The sequence below is a fragment of the Helicobacter pylori genome, assembly GCF_014497725.1.
GTDB lineage: Bacteria > Campylobacterota > Campylobacteria > Campylobacterales > Helicobacteraceae > Helicobacter > Helicobacter pylori_DE.
Window position 1 is genome coordinate 132,776 of the sequence record NZ_JACTGF010000002.1, and the last position, 17,011, is coordinate 149,786.

The window sequence follows — 17,011 nt, forward strand, 5'->3', positions numbered from 1 at the left end:
TTTGAGTTGCATCGTGTTTTATCTTGCTTCTTATTTGAAGCAATTCGCTGCTTACATTAATTATCAAAGTATCTTTGTTTAATGCCTTATCCAAAAAGGTTTTTGTTAAAGGTTTTTCAAATACATAGTTTTTACAGAAATTTTGCTATAATTAGGGTTATTTTAAGGAGTTTTTAATGAAAAATCTCTCAAGTTTTACAACCAACAAACCAATAATTAAACAATAAAGCTGTCGCATGTTAGGGAAAAAAAACGAAGAAGTCTTGATTGATGAAAATTTGGTTGGGGGTGTGATAGCCCTTGATAGATTGGCAAAACTCAATAAGGCCAATAGGACTTTCAAAAGGGCTTTTTATCTCTCTATGGCACTCAATGTCGCCGCTGTAACGAGTATTGTGATGATGATGCCTTTGAAGAAAACGGATATATTTGTTTATGGCATTGATCGATACACAGGAGAATTTAAAATTGTCAAACGCTCCGATGCTAGGCAAATTGTCAATTCTGAAGCTGTTGTGGATAGCGCAACTTCAAAATTTGTCTCATTGCTGTTTGGTTATAGTAAAAATTCTTTAAGAGATCGCAAGGATCAACTGATGCAATATTGCGATGTGAGTTTCCAAACCCAAGCAATGAGGATGTTCAATGAAAATATCAGACAATTCGTGGATAAAGTCCGAGCAGAAGCTATCATTAGCTCTAACATACAAAGAGAAAAAGTCAAAAATAGTCCCTTAACGAGATTAACATTTTTCATTACCATCAAAATCACACCTGATACGATGGAAAATTATGAATATATTACTAAAAAACAAGTAACTATTTATTATGATTTTGCTAGAGGTAACTCTTCTCAAGAAAATCTTATCATCAATCCTTTTGGCTTCAAAGTGTTTGACATTCAAATCACGGATTTACAAAACGAACAGACAGTAAGCGAAATTTTGAGAAAGATTAAAGAAGTGGAAGCGAAAAATAAGACATTAGAGAAATAAGAGCATGTTTAATCTTAAAAGGACTTTTTTAATAACGATCATGAGTTTTTTTCTCATTGTTCCCAATTGGTTGAAAGCTATTGATTTGCCCATTGTTTCAAATCTCAAAATTTACCAAACAGTTTATTGCATGCTGATACCGAGTTATGTTTTAACCAACAAGAGTTTTGCAGATATTTTAACAGGCTATACATCTATTGGCCAATCAGGGAGTGGAAAGAGTTCAGGACAGGGTGTGATCGAAGCGCTTAGCACACCATTAGCCACAAGTTTAGCCGCTAGCAATCTGGTGAAATATTTGAACACTTTAGGTCCTTTATGGGGATCGGCGTGGGCAAGTGTTGCTACAGCTATACAAGGCTTTGCTCTAACGCCATCAAGTGGCTGTAATTTTGGTTGGAACGCATTGATAAATAAAAACATAGATGTATCCATGGATAGCGTGCTAGACAATTTGAGCAACAAGATTCAGAATTTTACCAAAGGCGGTGTTGAGGACAATGTGAAAGGCAATATTCTTTTGCAAATAATTGGCTCAATAACCGCTCAAGCTTCTACGAATATTACAGCTGATGGTTTAATTTGGCTGATTGGTAAAGAATTCACTGCAAATAAACTGCAAAACAACACTACAGCCATGCTTGCTTTTGCCGCATTAGAATCTGTTGTCAAAGGAGCGGACGCTGCTGTTCTTCCTGCATATGGTGTAGTCAATCTGCCTGATATTATCATAGGGCAAGGGTCATATCTTGATTTTGTTTCTTACCTGATTTATATTGTTTTTGGGATTTTTGTTTTTATTTCTTTTATGAAATTGAGAGATATTTCAAGTAACATTCAGATTAACATAGGTTTTGAATACATGCGATTTGTTGGGGGGACATTATTCAAAATGGCGATGGTCTCTTTTATCGCCTATGCAGGTTTTGGTTATCTTTATAAAATCTCTTATTCTATTTATTTTGGTTTAGCAGGCGCTTTTGGGCTGAATCAAGTTCTTTTTTGGGCTTTAGATTTAGTGCTGAATTACACTGTTAATTCAATTTTACCTGCGGTAAGAGCTGTTTTTTCTAATGTTGGCAACAACGCTCCTAGTTTGTTACAAGGCTTGCAAGTGGCAGGTATTTCTTTATTTGCTATTTTTATGCAAGTAACTATCATTATGAGAATAAGCACCGTGGTTGTGAAACCTTTGATAGCTGGGGCTTTTAGCGGTATTGTGTTCCCTATTGCGGTATGTTTGATCGTGCTAGATTGGTTCAAAGATTCTATGAAAAACATATTGATATGGTTTATTAATAATTTGTTTATCCTAGTTCTAGCTATTCCTATTTTGCTCTTTGGTGTTTTGGCATTATTGGCTTTCAATTTGACCATAACGCCCTCTGTTGCTATACAGAACATCAATCAAGGGGGACTAGGTATCGATTCAACTATTGCGAGTCTTATCACTTTATTTATTTTAAAAGGTTTCATAGAGACGATTATTGAGAGTGTCAATGCGATCGTTAATACCATTTTCAGCTCTGTTTCTATGGATGGTAGCAGGATGGATAGAGAAAGAGATGCCTTAATAGTGGGAAGAGTTGGTGGATCTATGTTTAAAGGCTAGCCGCTATATTCTTGTGTTAAAATTACAAATATTTTTTAAGAGGAATTGTTGATGGGGCAGGCATTTTTTAAAAAAATTGTTGGCTGTTTCTGTCTTGGTTATTTATTTTTATCTAGCACAATAGAAGCAGCAGCACCTGACATTAAAAATTTTAATCGTGGCAGGGTGAAAGTGGTGAATAAGAAGATTGCTTATTTGGGAGATGAAAAACCCATCACGATTTGGACTTCATTAGACAATGTTACTGTGATCCAACTTGAAAAAGATGAAACTATTTCTTACATCACAACAGGTTTCAATAAAGGTTGGAATATTGTGCCTAATTCTAATCATATATTCATTCAACCTAAATCGGTAAAAAGTAATCTCATGTTTGAAAAAGAAGCAGTGAATTTTGCCCTAATGACAAGAGATTACCAAGAATTTTTAAAAACAAAAAAACTTATCGTAGATACGCCTGACCCTAAAGAATTAGAAGAACAAAAAAAAGCTCTAGAAAAAGAAAAAGAAGCTAAAGAACAGGCGCAAAAAGCGCAAAAAGATAAAAGAGAAAAAAGAAAAGAAGAGCGTGCAAAAAATAGAGCCAATTTAGAAAATCTCACTAACGCTATGAGTAACCCACAAAATTTGAGCAATAACAAAAATCTTAGCGAATTGATCAAGCAACAGAGAGAAAATGAATTAGACCAAATGGAACGACTAGAGGACATGCAAGAGCAGGCTCAAGCTAATGCGCTCAAACAAATTGAAGAACTCAACAAGAAACAAGCTGAAGAGACAATCAAGCAAAGAGCCAAAGATAAAATCAGTATTAAGACAGATAAATCTCAAAAAAGCCCTGAGGATAACTCCATAGAATTATCTCCTAGCGATAGCGCTTGGAGGACTAATCTTGTTGTGCGGACCAATAAAGCCTTGTATCAATTCATTTTGAGAATAGCTCAAAAAGATAATTTTGCTTCAGCGTATCTAACAGTCAAATTGGAATACCCACAAAGACACGAAGTTTCTAGCGTTATTGAAGAGGAATTAAAAAAGAGAGAAGAAGCAAAGAGGCAGAGAGAATTGATTAAGCAAGAAAATCTTAACACCACAGCCTACATCAATAGAGTAATGATGGCGAGCAATGAACAGATTATCAACAAAGAAAAAATAAGAGAAGAAAAACAAAAAATTATCTTAGATCAAGCAAAGGCGCTAGAGACCCAATATGTGCATAATGCGTTAAAAAGAAACCCTGTGCCTAGAAACTACAATTACTACCAAGCGCCTGAAAAACGCTCTAAACATATTATGCCCTCTGAAATTTTTGATGATGGCACATTCACTTATTTTGGTTTCAAAAACATCACTCTCCAACCTGCTATTTTTGTGGTTCAACCTGATGGGAAATTAAGCATGACTGATGCTGCCATTGATCCTAACATGACCAATTCAGGATTGAGATGGTATAGAGTTAATGAAATTGCAGAAAAGTTTAAGCTCATTAAAGACAAAGCCCTTGTAACAGTAATAAATAAAGGATACGGGAAAAATCCATTGACAAAAAATTACAATATCAAAAATTATGGTGAATTGGAGCGTGTGATCAAAAAGCTCCCTCTTGTCAGAGATAAATAAAAAGGCGTTAAGACATGAATGAAGAAAACGATAAACTTGAAACTTCTAAAAAAACCCAACAAGATTCACCCCAAGATCTATCTAATGAAGAAGCAACAGAAGCCAATCATTTTGAAGATCTTTTAAAAGAAGAAAGCTCAGACAATCATCTTGACAATTCCACAGAAACTAAAACCCATTTTGATGAAGACAAGCCAGAAGAAACCCAAACTCAAATGGATTCTGGAGGTAATGAAACTTCAGAATCTAGCAATGGCAGTCTGGCAGACAAGTTATTCAAGAAAGCCAGAAAATTAGTTGATGATAAAAGACCTTTCACTCAGCAAAAGAGTTTAGATGAAGAAGCCCAAAAACTGAACGAAGAAGACGATCAAGAAAATAATGAGCATCAAGAAGAAACTCAAACGGACTTGATTGATGATGAAACTTCTGAAAAAACCCAACAAGATTCACCCCAAGATCTATCTAATGAAGAAGCAACAGAAGCCAATCATTTTGAAGATCTTTTAAAAGAATCCAAAGAAAGCTCAGACAATCATCTTGACAACCCCACAGAAAGCTCAGACAATCATCTTGACAACCCCACAGAAAGCTCAGACAATCATCTTGACAACCCCACAGAAAGCTCAGACAATCATCTTGACAACCCCACAGAAAACTCAGACAATCATCTTAACAACCCCACAGAAACTAAAACCCAAGAAACTAAAACCCATTTTGATGAAGACAAGCTAGAAGAAATAACTGACGACTCTAACGATCAAGAGATTATCAAAGGAAGCAAAAAGAAATACATTATTGGCGGCATTGTAGTCGCTGTTCTTATCGTGATTATTTTATTTTCTAGAAGCATTTTTCACTACTTTGTACCTTTGGAAGATAAAAGCTCTCGTTTTAGCAAAGACAGGAATCTTTATGTCAATGATGAAATCCAAATAAGGCAAGAGTATAACCGATTGCTGAAAGAACGGAATGAAAAAGGCAATATGATCGATAAGAATCTTTTCTTCAATGACGATCCCAATAGAACCTTATACAACTATTTGAATATTGCAGAAATTGAGGACAAAAACCCATTGAGAGCCTTTTATGAGTGTATTAGTAATGGTGGCAACTATGAAGAATGTTTGAAGCTTATCAAAGACAAAAAACTTCAAGATCAAATGAAAAAGACTCTAGAGGCTTATAACGACTGCATCAAAAATGCCAAAACTGAAGAAGAAAGAATCAAGTGTTTAGATTTAATCAAAGATGAAAACCTGAAAAAAAGCTTACTGAACCAACAAAAAGTTCAAGTGGCTCTAGATTGTTTGAAAAACGCTAAAACCGATGAAGAACGGAAAGAGTGCCTAAAACTCATAAATGACCCTGAGATTAGAGAGAAATTCCGTAAGGAATTAGAGCTTCAAAAAGAGCTTCAAGAGTATAAGGATTGTATCAAAAACGCCAAAACAGAGGCTGAGAAAAACGAATGCTTGAAAGGCTTGTCTAAAGAAGCTATAGAAAGATTGAAACAACAAGCGCTAGATTGTTTGAAAAACGCTAAAACCGATGAAGAACGAAACGAGTGCTTGAAAAATATTTCCCAAGACTTGCAAAAAGAACTACTAGCTGATATGAGCGTCAAGGCTTACAAGGACTGCGTTTCAAGAGCTAGGAATGAAAAAGAGAAAAAAGAATGCGAGAAATTACTCACGCCTGAAGCGAAAAAAAAGTTAGAACAACAGGTTCTAGATTGTTTGAAAAACGCTAAAACCGATGAAGAACGAAAAAAGTGTTTGAAAGATCTCCCTAAAGACTTACAAAGCGATATTTTAGCTAAAGAGAGCCTGAAAGCTTATAAAGACTGCGCATCTCAAGCTAAAACTGAAGCTGAGAAAAAAGAGTGTGAGAAATTACTCACCCCTGAAGCGAAAAAACTTTTAGAAGAAGAAGCCAAAGAGAGCGTTAAGGCTTATTTGGATTGCGTATCTCAAGCCAAAACTGAAGCTGAAAGAAAAGAATGCGAGAAATTACTCACGCCTGAAGCGAGGAAACTCTTAGAAGAAGCCAAAGAGAGCGTTAAGGCTTATAAAGACTGCCTCTCTCAAGCTAGAAATGAAGAAGAAAGGAGAGCTTGCGAGAAATTACTCACCCCTGAAGCGAGGAAACTTTTAGAGAATCAAGCACTAGATTGTTTGAAAAACGCTAAAACCGAAGCTGAGAAAAAAAGGTGTATCAAAGATCTCCCTAAAGACTTGCAGAAAAAGGTTTTAGCTAAAGAAAGCGTTAAGGCTTACTTGGATTGTGTATCTCAAGCTAAAAACGAAGCTGAAAGAAAAGAATGCGAGAAATTACTCACGCCTGAAGCGAGAAAGCTATTAGAAGAAGCTAAAAAAAGCGTTAAAGCTTATAAAGACTGCGTATCAAGAGCCAGGAATGAAAAAGAGAAAAAAGAATGCGAGAAATTACTCACCCCTGAAGCGAGAAAACTATTAGAAGAAGCTAAAAAAAGCGTTAAAGCTTATTTGGATTGCGTATCAAAAGCCAAAAACGAAGCTGAAAGAAAAGAATGCGAGAAATTACTCACGCCCGAAGCGAGAAAACTATTAGAAGAAGCTAAAGAGAGCGTTAAGGCTTACAAAGACTGCGTTTCAAGAGCTAGGAATGAAAAAGAGAAACAAGAATGCGAGAAATTGCTCACGCCTGAAGCGAGAAAACTTTTAGAAGAATCTAAAAAAAGCGTTAAGGCTTATTTGGATTGCGTATCAAAAGCCAAAAACGAAGCTGAAAGAAAAGAATGCGAGAAATTACTCACCCCTGAAGCGAAAAAAAAGTTAGAAGAAGCTAAAAAAAGCGTTAAGGCTTATTTGGATTGCGTATCTCAAGCCAAAACTGAAGATGAGAAAAAAGAATGCGAGAAATTACTCACCCCTGAAGCGAGGAAACTTTTAGAGAATCAAGCGCTAGATTGTTTGAAAAACGCTAAAACCGAAGCTGAGAAAAAAAGGTGTGTCAAAGATCTCCCTAAAGACTTGCAGAAAAAGGTTTTAGCCAAAGAGAGTGTTAGGGTTTATTTGGATTGCGTTTCAAAAGCCAAAACTGAAGCTGAGAAAAAAGAGTGTGAGAAATTACTCACGCCTGAAGCGAGAAAACTATTAGAAGAAGCTAAAGAGAGTGTTAAGGCTTACAAAGACTGCGTATCAAGAGCTAGGAATGAAAAAGAGAAACAAGAATGCGAGAAATTGCTCACGCCCGAAGCGAGAAAACTTTTAGAGCAAGAAGTTAAAAAGAGTGTTAAGGCTTATTTAGACTGTGTATCAAGAGCTAGGAATGAAAAAGAGAAACAAGAATGCGAGAAATTACTCACCCCTGAAGCGAGGAAATTTTTAGAGAATCAAGCGCTAGATTGTTTGAAAAACGCTAAAACCGAAGCTGAGAAAAAAAGGTGTGTCAAAGATCTCCCTAAAGACTTGCAGAAAAAGGTTTTAGCCAAAGAGAGTGTTAGGGTTTATTTGGATTGCGTATCAAAAGCCAAAAACGAAGCTGAAAGAAAAGAATGCGAGAAATTACTCACCCCTGAAGCGAGGAAACTATTAGAAGAAGCTAAAAAAAGCGTTAAGGCTTATTTGGATTGCGTTTCAAGAGCTAGGAATGAAAAAGAGAAACAAGAATGTGAGAAATTACTCACCCCTGAAGCGAGAAAGCTATTAGAAGAAGCTAAAGAGAGCCTTAAAGCTTATAAAGATTGCCTCTCTCAAGCTAGAAATGAAACTGAAAGGAGAGCCTGCGAGAAATTGCTCACGCCTGAAGCGAGAAAACTATTAGAGCAAGAAGTTAAAAAGAGCGTTAAGGCTTATTTGGATTGCGTTTCAAGAGCTAGGAATGAAAAAGAGAAACAAGAATGCGAGAAATTACTCACCCCTGAAGCGAGAAAATTTTTAGAGAAACAGCATCAACAAAAAGATAAAGCGATAAAAGATTGCTTGAAAAACGCCAATCCTAACGACAGAGCGGCTATCATGAAGTGTTTGGATGGTTTGAGCGATGAAGAGAAGCTCAAATACCTGCAAGAAGCCAGAGAAAAGGCTGTCTTGGATTGTTTGAAAACGGCTAGGACCGATGAAGAAAAAAGGAAATGCCAAAACCTTTATAGCGATTTGATCCAAGAAATCCAAAATAAAAGGACACAGAACAAACAAAATCAATTGAGTAAAACAGAAAGGTTGCATCAAGCAAGCGAGTGCTTGGATAACTTAGATGACCCTACTGATCAAGAGGCCATAGAGCAATGTTTAGAAGGCTTGAGCGATAGTGAAAGGGCACTAATTCTAGGAATCAAACGACAAGCTGATGAAGTGGATCGGATTTATAGCGAACTAAGAAACCGCAAAACCTTTGATAACATGGCGGCTAAAGGTTATCCATTGTTACCAATGGATTTCAAAAATGGCGGCGATATTGCCACTATTAACGCCACTAATGTTGATGCGGACAAAATAGCTAGCGATAATCCTATTTATGCTTCCATAGAGCCTGATATTACCAAGCAATACGAAACAGAAAAAACCATTAAGGATAAGAGTTTAGAAGCTAAATTAGCTAAGGCTTTAGGTGGCGATAAGAAAGATGACGATAAAGAAAAAAGTAAAAAACCCACAGCAGAAACTAAAGCAGAAAGCAATAAGATAGACAAAGATGTCGCAGAAACCGCTAAAAATATCAGCGAAATCGCTCTTAAGAACAAAAAAGAAAAGAGTGGGGATTTTGTAGATGAAAATGGTAATCCCATTGACGATAAAAAGAAAGAAGAAAAACAAGATGAAACAAGCCCTGTCAAACAGGCCTTTATAGGCAAGAGTGATCCCACATTTGTTTTAGCGCAATACACCCCCATTGAAATCACTCTGACTTCTAAAGTAGATGCCACCCTCACGGGTATAGTGAGTGGGGTTGTAGCCAAAGATGTATGGAACATGAACGGCACTATGATCTTATTAGACAAAGGCACTAAGGTGTATGGGAATTATCAAAGCGTGAAAGGTGGCACACCCATTATGACACGCTTAATGATAGTCTTTACTAAAGCCATTACGCCTGATGGGGTGATTATACCTCTAGCAAACGCTCAAGCAGCAGGCATGCTGGGTGAAGCAGGGGTAGATGGCTATGTGAATAATCACTTCATGAAGCGCATAGGCTTTGCTGTGATAGCAAGCGTGGTTAATAGCTTCTTGCAAACCGCGCCTATCATAGCCCTAGATAAACTCATAGGCCTTGGCAAAGGCAGAAGTGAAAGGACACCTGAATTTAATTACGCTTTGGGTCAAGCTATCAATGGCAGTATGCAAAGTTCAGCTCAGATGTCTAATCAAATTCTAGGGCAACTGATGAATATCCCCCCAAGTTTTTACAAAAATGAGGGCGATAGTATTAAGATTCTCACAATGGACGATATTGATTTTAGTGGCGTGTATGATGTTAAAATTACCAACAAATCTGTGGTAGATGAAATCATCAAACAAAGCACCAAAACTTTGTCTAGAGAACATGAAGAAATCACCACAAGCCCCAAAGGTGGCAATTGATTCAAGAGAAAGGATAAAATGTATTCATGTTATTAAACTCGGTTCTTTACAAAATAAAAGACAAAACCAACTAGGCTCTTCTAGAGGATATAGTGGTGGAAAAAACCAAGCAAAAACAATGAAAGGAAACAGCAATGGAACTAGGTTTCAATGAAGCAGAAAGACAAAAGATCTTAGACAGCAACAGCTCTCTTATGAGAAATGCGAATGAAGTAAGGGATAAGTTTATTCAAAATTACGCCATTTCTTTAAAAGATAGCAACGATCCACAAGATTTTTTGAGAAGAGTTCAAGAGTTAAGAATCAATATGCAAAAGAATTTTATTAGTTTTGATACTTATTACAACTATTTAAACAACCTTGTGTTAGCCAGTTACAATCGTTGCAAACAAGAAAAGACTTTTGCAGAAAGCACGATCAAAAATGAACTAACGCTTGGAGAGTTTGTTGCAGAAATTTCTGACAACTTCAATAATTTCATGTGTGATGAAGTGGCAAGAATTTCAGACCTAGTGGCTTCTTATCTGCCAAGAGAGTATTTACCGCCATTCATAGATGGCAATATGATGGGCGTGGCGTTTCAGATTCTAGGGATAGATGATTTTGGGAGAAAGCTCAATGAGATTGTCCAAGATATAGGGACTAAATATATTATTTTGAGCAAAAATAAGACTTATCTCACTTCTTTAGAAAGGGCTAAATTGATAACCCAGTTAAAATTAAATTTGGAATAAGAACATGACTGAAGACAGATTGAGTGCAGAAGATAAAAAATTTTTAGAAGTAGAAAGAGCTTTAAAAGAAGCGGCATTAAATCCTCTAAGGCATGCTACTGAAGAACTTTTTGGTGATTTTTTAAAAATGGAAAATATCACTGAGATTTGTTACAATGGGGACAAGGTTGTATGGGTTTTAAAAAATAATGGCGAATGGCAACCGTTTGATGTGAGAAACAAGAAAGCCTTTAGCTTATCTCGTTTAATGCACTTCGCTCGATGTTGTGCAAGTTTCAAGAAAAAAACAATAGACAACTATGAAAATCCTATTTTGAGTAGCAATTTAGCGAATGGTGAAAGGGTGCAGATTGTCCTTTCCCCTGTTACAGTTAATGATGAAACCATTTCCATATCCATAAGGATACCTAGCAAAACAACCTATCCTCATAGCTTTTTTGAAGAACAAGGTTTTTATAATCTACTAGACAACAAAGAACAAGCGATCAGCGCGATTAAAGATGGTATTGCTGTTGGTAAGAATGTGATTGTTTGTGGTGGCACAGGAAGCGGTAAAACGACTTATATCAAAAGCATCATGGAGTTTATCCCCAAAGAAGAAAGGATCATATCCATTGAAGACACCGAAGAGATCGTATTCAAACACCACAAGAACTACACACAGCTTTTTTTTGGTGGGAATATCACCTCTGCTGATTGCTTAAAGTCATGTTTGAGAATGCGGCCTGATAGAATCATTTTAGGGGAACTCAGAAGCAGTGAGGCATACGATTTTTATAATGTGCTTTGTAGCGGCCATAAAGGCACGCTAACCACTCTGCATGCAGGGAGCAGTGAAGAAGCGTTTATTCGTTTAGCTAACATGAGTTCATCTAATAGCGCAGCAAGGAATATCAAGTTTGAAAGTCTCATTGAAGGCTTTAAAGATTTGATTGATATAATCGTTCATATCAACCACCACAAACAGTGTGATGAGTTTTATATCAAACATAGGTAGTAGGCACAATGGAAGACTTTTTGTATAACGCCTTATACTTCATAGAGGATTATAAGTTGGTTGTTATTTTCAGTTTCATAGGGTTAATAGCGTTATTTTTTCTTTACAAATTCATAAAAGCTCAAAAAAAGGCTTTTAAAGATAAAGCTAACCAACCTCAAAAGAAAAAAAGCTTTAAAGAAATCATTATAGATGGGCTGAAAGAAAGGGTTAAAACCTTTGGCTTTTGGTTGCAAGCGATACTCTTACTATCCTATTCTTTTATCACATCAGGGTTATTTTTCTTGATTCTCTTAGGTAATTTTTATGATGATAATCGATCGCCTGAGAGCGATGATGATCTTTTTGATATATGGGTCTATGCGATACAAGATTTTCCTAATTACTATTTTAAGGCGCTCACTTTTAGCTCACTCAAGATTTATGGGTTCAATATATCCTTAGTCGTATATAGTTCTATTTTATGCTCTTATATCTTCATTACCTTTTTTGTGTGGTTCTTAAAATACTTAACTCGGACTAGAGATATAGGAGCGAATAAAAAAGTTGATGATCTCTTTGGTAGCGCGAGTTGGGAAACTGAAGAGAAAATGATCAAAGCTAAGCTCATCACGCCCAACAACAAAAAACGCGCCTTTGACAAACGAGAGGTTATTGTAGGCAGGCGTGGCTTGGGGGATTTTATCGCTTATGCAGGACAGGCGTTCATTGGCTTGATTGCCCCTACTAGAAGCGGTAAAGGTGTGGGTTTCATCATGCCCAATATGATCAATTATCCTCAAAATATCGTTGTGTTTGATCCTAAAGCTGACACTATGGAAACTTGCGGGAAAATCAGAGAGAAACGCTTCAACCAAAAAGTGTTCATCTATGAACCTTTCTCCTTAAAAACACACCGATTTAATCCTTTCGCTTATGTGGATTTTGGTAATGATGTGGTTTTGACCGAAGACATACTCTCTCAAATTGACACACGCCTAAAAGGGCATGGCATGGTGGCTAGTGGAGGGGATTTTTCCACTCAAATCTTTGGATTGGCAAAGCTCGTGTTCCCTGAAAGACCTAATGAAAAAGATCCTTTTTTTAGCAATCAGGCGCGAAATCTTTTTGTCATCAATTGCAATATTTATAGGGATCTCATGTGGACTAAAAAGGGGCTTGAGTTTGTCAAAAGAAAAAAAATCATCATGCCTGAAACCCCTACGATGTTTTTCATAGGTTCTATGGCAAGCGGTATCAACTTGATTGATGAAGACACAAACATGGAAAAAGTCGTGTCTTTAATGGAATTTTTTGGAGGTGAAGAAGATAAGAGTGGCGATAATCTAAGAGCGCTTAGTCCTGCTACTAGAAACATGTGGAATAGCTTCAAGACAATGGGCGGTGCTAGAGAAACTTATAGCTCGGTTCAAGGGGTATATACTTCAGCCTTTGCACCTTATAATAACGCCATGATCAGGAATTTCACGAGCGCTAATGATTTTGATTTCAGGCGTTTAAGGATCGATGCAGTGAGTATTGGTGTGATCGCTAATCCTAAAGAAAGCACTATTGTTGGACCGATATTAGAGCTGTTTTTCAACGTGATGATTTATAGCAATTTGATTCTGCCAATCCATGATCCACAATGCAAAAGAAGTTGCTTGATGCTCATGGACGAATTCACTTTGTGTGGCTATTTAGAGACCTTTGTTAAAGCGGTAGGGATTATGGCAGAATACAACATGCGCCCTGCTTTTGTGTTTCAAAGTAAGGCACAATTAGAAAATGATCCCCCACTTGGTTATGGTAGGAATGGCGCTAAGACTATTTTAGACAACCTTTCTTTGAATATGTATTATGGGATCAACAACGATAATTACTATGAACATTTTGAAAAGCTTTCTAAAGTGTTAGGGAAATACACAAGGCAAGATGTGAGCCGAAGCATTGATGATAATACGGGTAAGACCAACACTTCTATCAGCAACAAGGAGCGGTTTTTGATGACCCCTGATGAATTGATGACTATGGGCGATGAGCTTATCATTTTAGAAAATACGCTCAAACCCATCAAATGCCACAAGGCGCTTTACTATGATGATCCCTTCTTCACCGATGAGCTCATTAAGGTGAGTCCGAGTTTGAGCAAAAAATACAAATTGGGGAAAGTGCCTAATCAAGCAACATTTTATGATGATTTGCAAGCCGCTAAAACCAAAGGCGAATTGAGCTATGATAAATCTTTAGTGCCTGTGGGCTCAAGCGAACTGTGATTTTAATTTCTAATCATTAGTTTCGTTTTGGAAATCTTTCAAGATCAGATCAGGCGCTTCTTTGCTAATCTTTGCTAAAAAATATGATCTTTGTCTTGCATGAAGCGTTTGGGTTTTCCTATATCTTTAATGGAATTTTCACTCACCAAAAGCTTGTGTGTTCTTTGTTTTGCCAACCATCGCTCTAGTGATTGTTGCATGCGCTAGGTTAAAATTCATCAAGCCATTCTTACAGCACCCATGCTCAAAGAAAATGGTGCGAATTGGAAGAATTCTTACGCTATATGTCTTTATAAGGAAAGCAAAAGCCTATTCCAAAAAATAAAAAGACAAAATATCTTAACAAAAAGAAGCAAAATATATTTTAGAAAAATTAAAAGATAATGATGTAAATGATATTATTATAAATTCATAAGATAGTAGGAGTATACCACCAAGATTGCTTGTAAAAATTACAAAGATTCAAAAATAGTTAGTATGCTCTACTCGTTGTAACGCACTTGAGAATAAATGCAACGAAACTTCTTCACATAAGCGCCATTAGGGTTGTGTTTCATTCCCCCATTGTAAGCGCCTATGGCCATTTCTACTAATTGGTACACGCTTTTGTTGGGGTGTTTTTGGCGGTAATAATCAAAATTTTCTTTTAAAATTTGTTTGGCTAATTGGATCGCAAAATCCACATCGTTTAACAATTTGGTTTTGAGGAGCGTTTTAGAGTAGGTAGGGTAGAATTTTTTAGCGGTGTTTAAAGTGATATGAAACATGGAATAAGAAGTGTCTTTTGTGGAAATTTCGCGCTTGTTGTTCAACCCTAGAGAGCTTTCTAACAAAGCGATAGAAATAAGCGTTCTGCACACCACTTCATTGTTGCAACCTTTTTGATGGATATGGATAAGATTTTCGTACTGCTTGAAACTAATGGTTACCTTTTGGCATGGATAGGCTAAGGAATTAAGAAGCAAAGTCAGACCAATCCATTTCTCAAACAAAACTTTAACTTACTTTGAATCTTTCAGTAACGCTTTTTGTAACTTCTGCTTGTCGTATTTGAGCTTGTCCTTTAGAGGTGAGAGCAGATTTTGAACGCTCTCATAACCACACAGCATTCCCTCTTTATAGGGATCATTTTTGATTTTTGCATAGAGGCTAATGCCATTAGCGTAACACAAGCCATTAGACTTGATATAGTAGCTCTTAATTTCTTCTTCTAAGTTTCTCAAGTCCTCAAGGTTGATGGGTGTTTTTTTGCTGTAAGAATTTTCACTGATCAAAGTCCCCTCATAGCTTCTTTTGATCGTGGTCTCTTTATCCACTAATAACCCATTATAGTTTTCTTTTTCTTTGATAACTCTCATTGTTTCATCAGAATCACTTGTTTTAGGAGGAATAGGCACTTCCACTACTCTAGGTTTCTTAGCGTTTTTCTTTTTCAACTCTGCTTCTAAAGCTTTTAGTTTCTTTTGATTTTCTAAGTCTTTGAGCTTGTATTTAGCCAATTCAGTCTCTTGTTTTTCTTTTTCTGCTAAGAGTTTCTTTTCCCTCTCTTCTTCATTGGCTATGAGTTGGGAGTTGGCGATTAGCTCTTCTATGAGCTTCTCTTTGCTGTTTTCAGGAGCGGTTTGAGTGGCATAAGGTGATGGTTGGGCTTCATTGGCGTTATTTGCCTCTTTTAGTCTATACAAGCTATAAGGAGCAACGATATTGGGTTTTTGAATAACGCTATCGTTACTAGGCATAGCTACCATCTCATCTCTTAGGGGCGAACACACTTCATCATTAGGTCTGCAGATCACATCGTTGGCGTAGTTAAAATACATTTTCTTTTGTTGTTCAAAAAGCTTATTCTCATCAATTGACGCTCCCTTATCAAGCGTGTGGGCATTGGGATCGCTTCTTTTTGGCACTCTTAAAAAAGTCGCTTGGGCATAAGGCATGTTCTCATTGATTTTTAGGACAAACTTGGCGTTGCGTTTGTTGAGCGCTTTTAGAATATTGTAATACCCATTGACTTGTTCTAACGAACCTGTGATGATAATGAGATCCGCATAAGTCCCCATCGCTCTTGTTTTGATAATAGGGTTTTCTATGGATAAGTAGTTGTTATAATCCAATAGATCCATAGCGTAGAGATAGGTTTTGTCTTTCAAAGCGCTATTACCAAACCAATCCCCAAAGCTTTTGTCATTCACGTTCAAGGTGTCGTATATATCAAAAAGCGCTTGAGTTTTTGTGTCATCAACAGAGGCATATTGAGGTTTCTTATGATCAGGGATCTGTTGGCGCTGTTTAGCTTCTTTTTTGAGGCGTTTAGCCTCTTTCTTGGTCTCTTTAGTTTCTTTAGTGGCCTTAATGACCTTATCGGCTTCACTTATTTCTTTAGCATAAAGAGCGTTGGAGATTAGTAAGCCCATGAGCGATACAGAGGTTGCTAGTTTTCTAAACATTGGTTTCCTTTTTTTTCAGATTAATATGGAGACAAAATTCTATTGCATTTAAGGTAAGCGATGTAGCTGTAAAAAACTCATTGTTTTTGAAATTCTTTTTTCTTTTCATTAATCTGTTGCATTTGAGACATTTAAGATCTTGTGAATCCATACTAGCAGTCCATTCGCACTTAGGATAATTTTTACATCCTAAGAAAAAAGAATTTTCTTTAATATTAGCTTTTACACCAACCAAAATGAAACGCTCAAGGCGTTTGATTTTTTGCTTTTCAGTCTTATTAAGCAATTCTTTTTTTTCTTTTTCTAAATCTTTTTTTCGTTCGTTTTGTTTTGCAAGATCGATAAAGTAAAACTTCCTATTGCAATTCTTACAAGCGTAAGCTCCTCCCCTACCACTTTCTACTTTTTCCATTATGGGCGTGTTTTCACAATGCAAGCAGACCATTTTCATTGAGCCATTTATTTCTCGTAAAACGCCCTTACAGTCGCCTTTATTTACATAATCAGAGCAACCATAAAATGAGACACCATTCAATCCTCTTTGTATCATTTTAGGTGTGTTACAAACAAGACAAATCAAATATCCTCTGACTCTCTTAATATTAAACTTAGAAAAATTATTACTCACATTGTAACTCGTAGCTAGACTCATATCGCAAACAACTACTCTTAAATCTAAAAAAAGAATTTATAGGTTGCTTGTGTAAGTCATGCAGTGAGTAACAAACCACCAAAACACCTAAACTTGTGAAATTTTCCCTTATTCTTTCTTCAGTCAAAATCG

Annotated in this window: 12 protein-coding genes; 7 read left to right on the plus strand and 5 right to left on the minus strand. The window is 36.6% G+C overall.

The window, feature by feature from the left end:
* Nucleotides 1–236 precede the first annotated feature (236 nt).
* The 7 genes from cagV (at nt 237) to cag5 (ending at nt 13,780) form a co-directional block, all read left to right on the plus strand.
* Nucleotides 237–995, plus strand: a complete 759-nt coding sequence (gene cagV / locus H7N69_RS02575; RefSeq protein WP_000900781.1) for a cag pathogenicity island type IV secretion system protein CagV — start codon at nt 237–239, stop codon at nt 993–995.
* A 4-nt stretch (nt 996–999) separates the two neighbouring features.
* The gene (gene cagW / locus H7N69_RS02580) at nt 1,000–2,607 is read left to right on the plus strand and encodes a cag pathogenicity island VirB6 family T4SS protein CagW (RefSeq protein WP_078261631.1); all 1,608 of its coding nucleotides are present in this window, start codon (nt 1,000–1,002) and stop codon (nt 2,605–2,607) included.
* Nucleotides 2,608–2,658: 51 nt separating this feature from the next.
* Nucleotides 2,659–4,227 carry a type IV secretion system apparatus protein CagX gene (gene cagX / locus H7N69_RS02585; protein ID WP_187884707.1) on the plus strand — a complete coding sequence of 523 codons (1,569 nt, stop codon included), beginning with the start codon at nt 2,659–2,661 and terminating at the stop codon, nt 4,225–4,227.
* Nucleotides 4,228–4,241: 14 nt separating this feature from the next.
* Nucleotides 4,242–9,794: a CagY family CD-EC repeat-containing protein gene (locus H7N69_RS02590; protein ID WP_187884708.1), complete on the plus strand. Its 5,553-nt coding sequence runs from the start codon at nt 4,242–4,244 to the stop codon at nt 9,792–9,794.
* A 134-nt stretch (nt 9,795–9,928) separates the two neighbouring features.
* A complete protein-coding gene (cagZ, locus tag H7N69_RS02595; protein ID WP_000418815.1) occupies nt 9,929–10,528 on the plus strand; it encodes a cag pathogenicity island translocation protein CagZ in 600 nt (199 codons plus the stop codon).
* A gap of 4 nt (nt 10,529–10,532) precedes the next feature.
* On the plus strand, nt 10,533–11,525 hold the full coding sequence (gene virB11, locus H7N69_RS02600; protein ID WP_187884709.1) for a cag pathogenicity island type IV secretion system ATPase VirB11: 993 nt from the start codon (nt 10,533–10,535) through the stop codon (nt 11,523–11,525).
* 8 nt (nt 11,526–11,533) lie between these two features.
* Nucleotides 11,534–13,780, plus strand: a complete 2,247-nt coding sequence (gene cag5 / locus H7N69_RS02605; protein WP_187884710.1) for a VirD4 family type IV secretion system ATPase Cag5 — start codon at nt 11,534–11,536, stop codon at nt 13,778–13,780.
* A 74-nt stretch (nt 13,781–13,854) separates the two neighbouring features.
* Here the strand turns inward: cag5 and H7N69_RS08000 are convergent, their stop codons facing one another.
* The 5 genes from H7N69_RS08000 to H7N69_RS08055 all read right to left on the minus strand — a co-directional run bounded on the left by H7N69_RS08000 (nt 13,855) and on the right by H7N69_RS08055 (nt 17,006).
* Complete coding sequence (locus H7N69_RS08000) at nt 13,855–13,980, minus strand: hypothetical protein (protein ID WP_001902723.1); 126 nt, start codon at nt 13,978–13,980, stop codon at nt 13,855–13,857.
* Between the two features lie 282 nt (nt 13,981–14,262).
* Nucleotides 14,263–14,772 (minus strand): VirB1 family T4SS lytic transglycosylase Cag4, encoded by a 510-nt coding sequence (cag4, locus tag H7N69_RS02610; RefSeq protein ID WP_108327318.1) that lies wholly within the window; start codon nt 14,770–14,772, stop codon nt 14,263–14,265.
* Between the two features lie 9 nt (nt 14,773–14,781).
* Nucleotides 14,782–16,227 (minus strand): type IV secretion system outer membrane cap subunit Cag3, encoded by a 1,446-nt coding sequence (gene cag3, locus H7N69_RS02615; RefSeq protein WP_187884711.1) that lies wholly within the window; start codon nt 16,225–16,227, stop codon nt 14,782–14,784.
* Nucleotides 16,220–16,879 (minus strand): topoisomerase DNA-binding C4 zinc finger domain-containing protein, encoded by a 660-nt coding sequence (locus tag H7N69_RS02620; RefSeq protein WP_187884712.1) that lies wholly within the window; start codon nt 16,877–16,879, stop codon nt 16,220–16,222. Before H7N69_RS02620 ends, cag3 begins: the two co-directional genes overlap by 8 nt.
* The gene (locus tag H7N69_RS08055) at nt 16,848–17,006 is read right to left on the minus strand and encodes a cag pathogenicity island protein (protein WP_332246415.1); all 159 of its coding nucleotides are present in this window, start codon (nt 17,004–17,006) and stop codon (nt 16,848–16,850) included. Before H7N69_RS08055 ends, H7N69_RS02620 begins: the two co-directional genes overlap by 32 nt.
* Nucleotides 17,007–17,011: the final 5 nt, after the last annotated feature.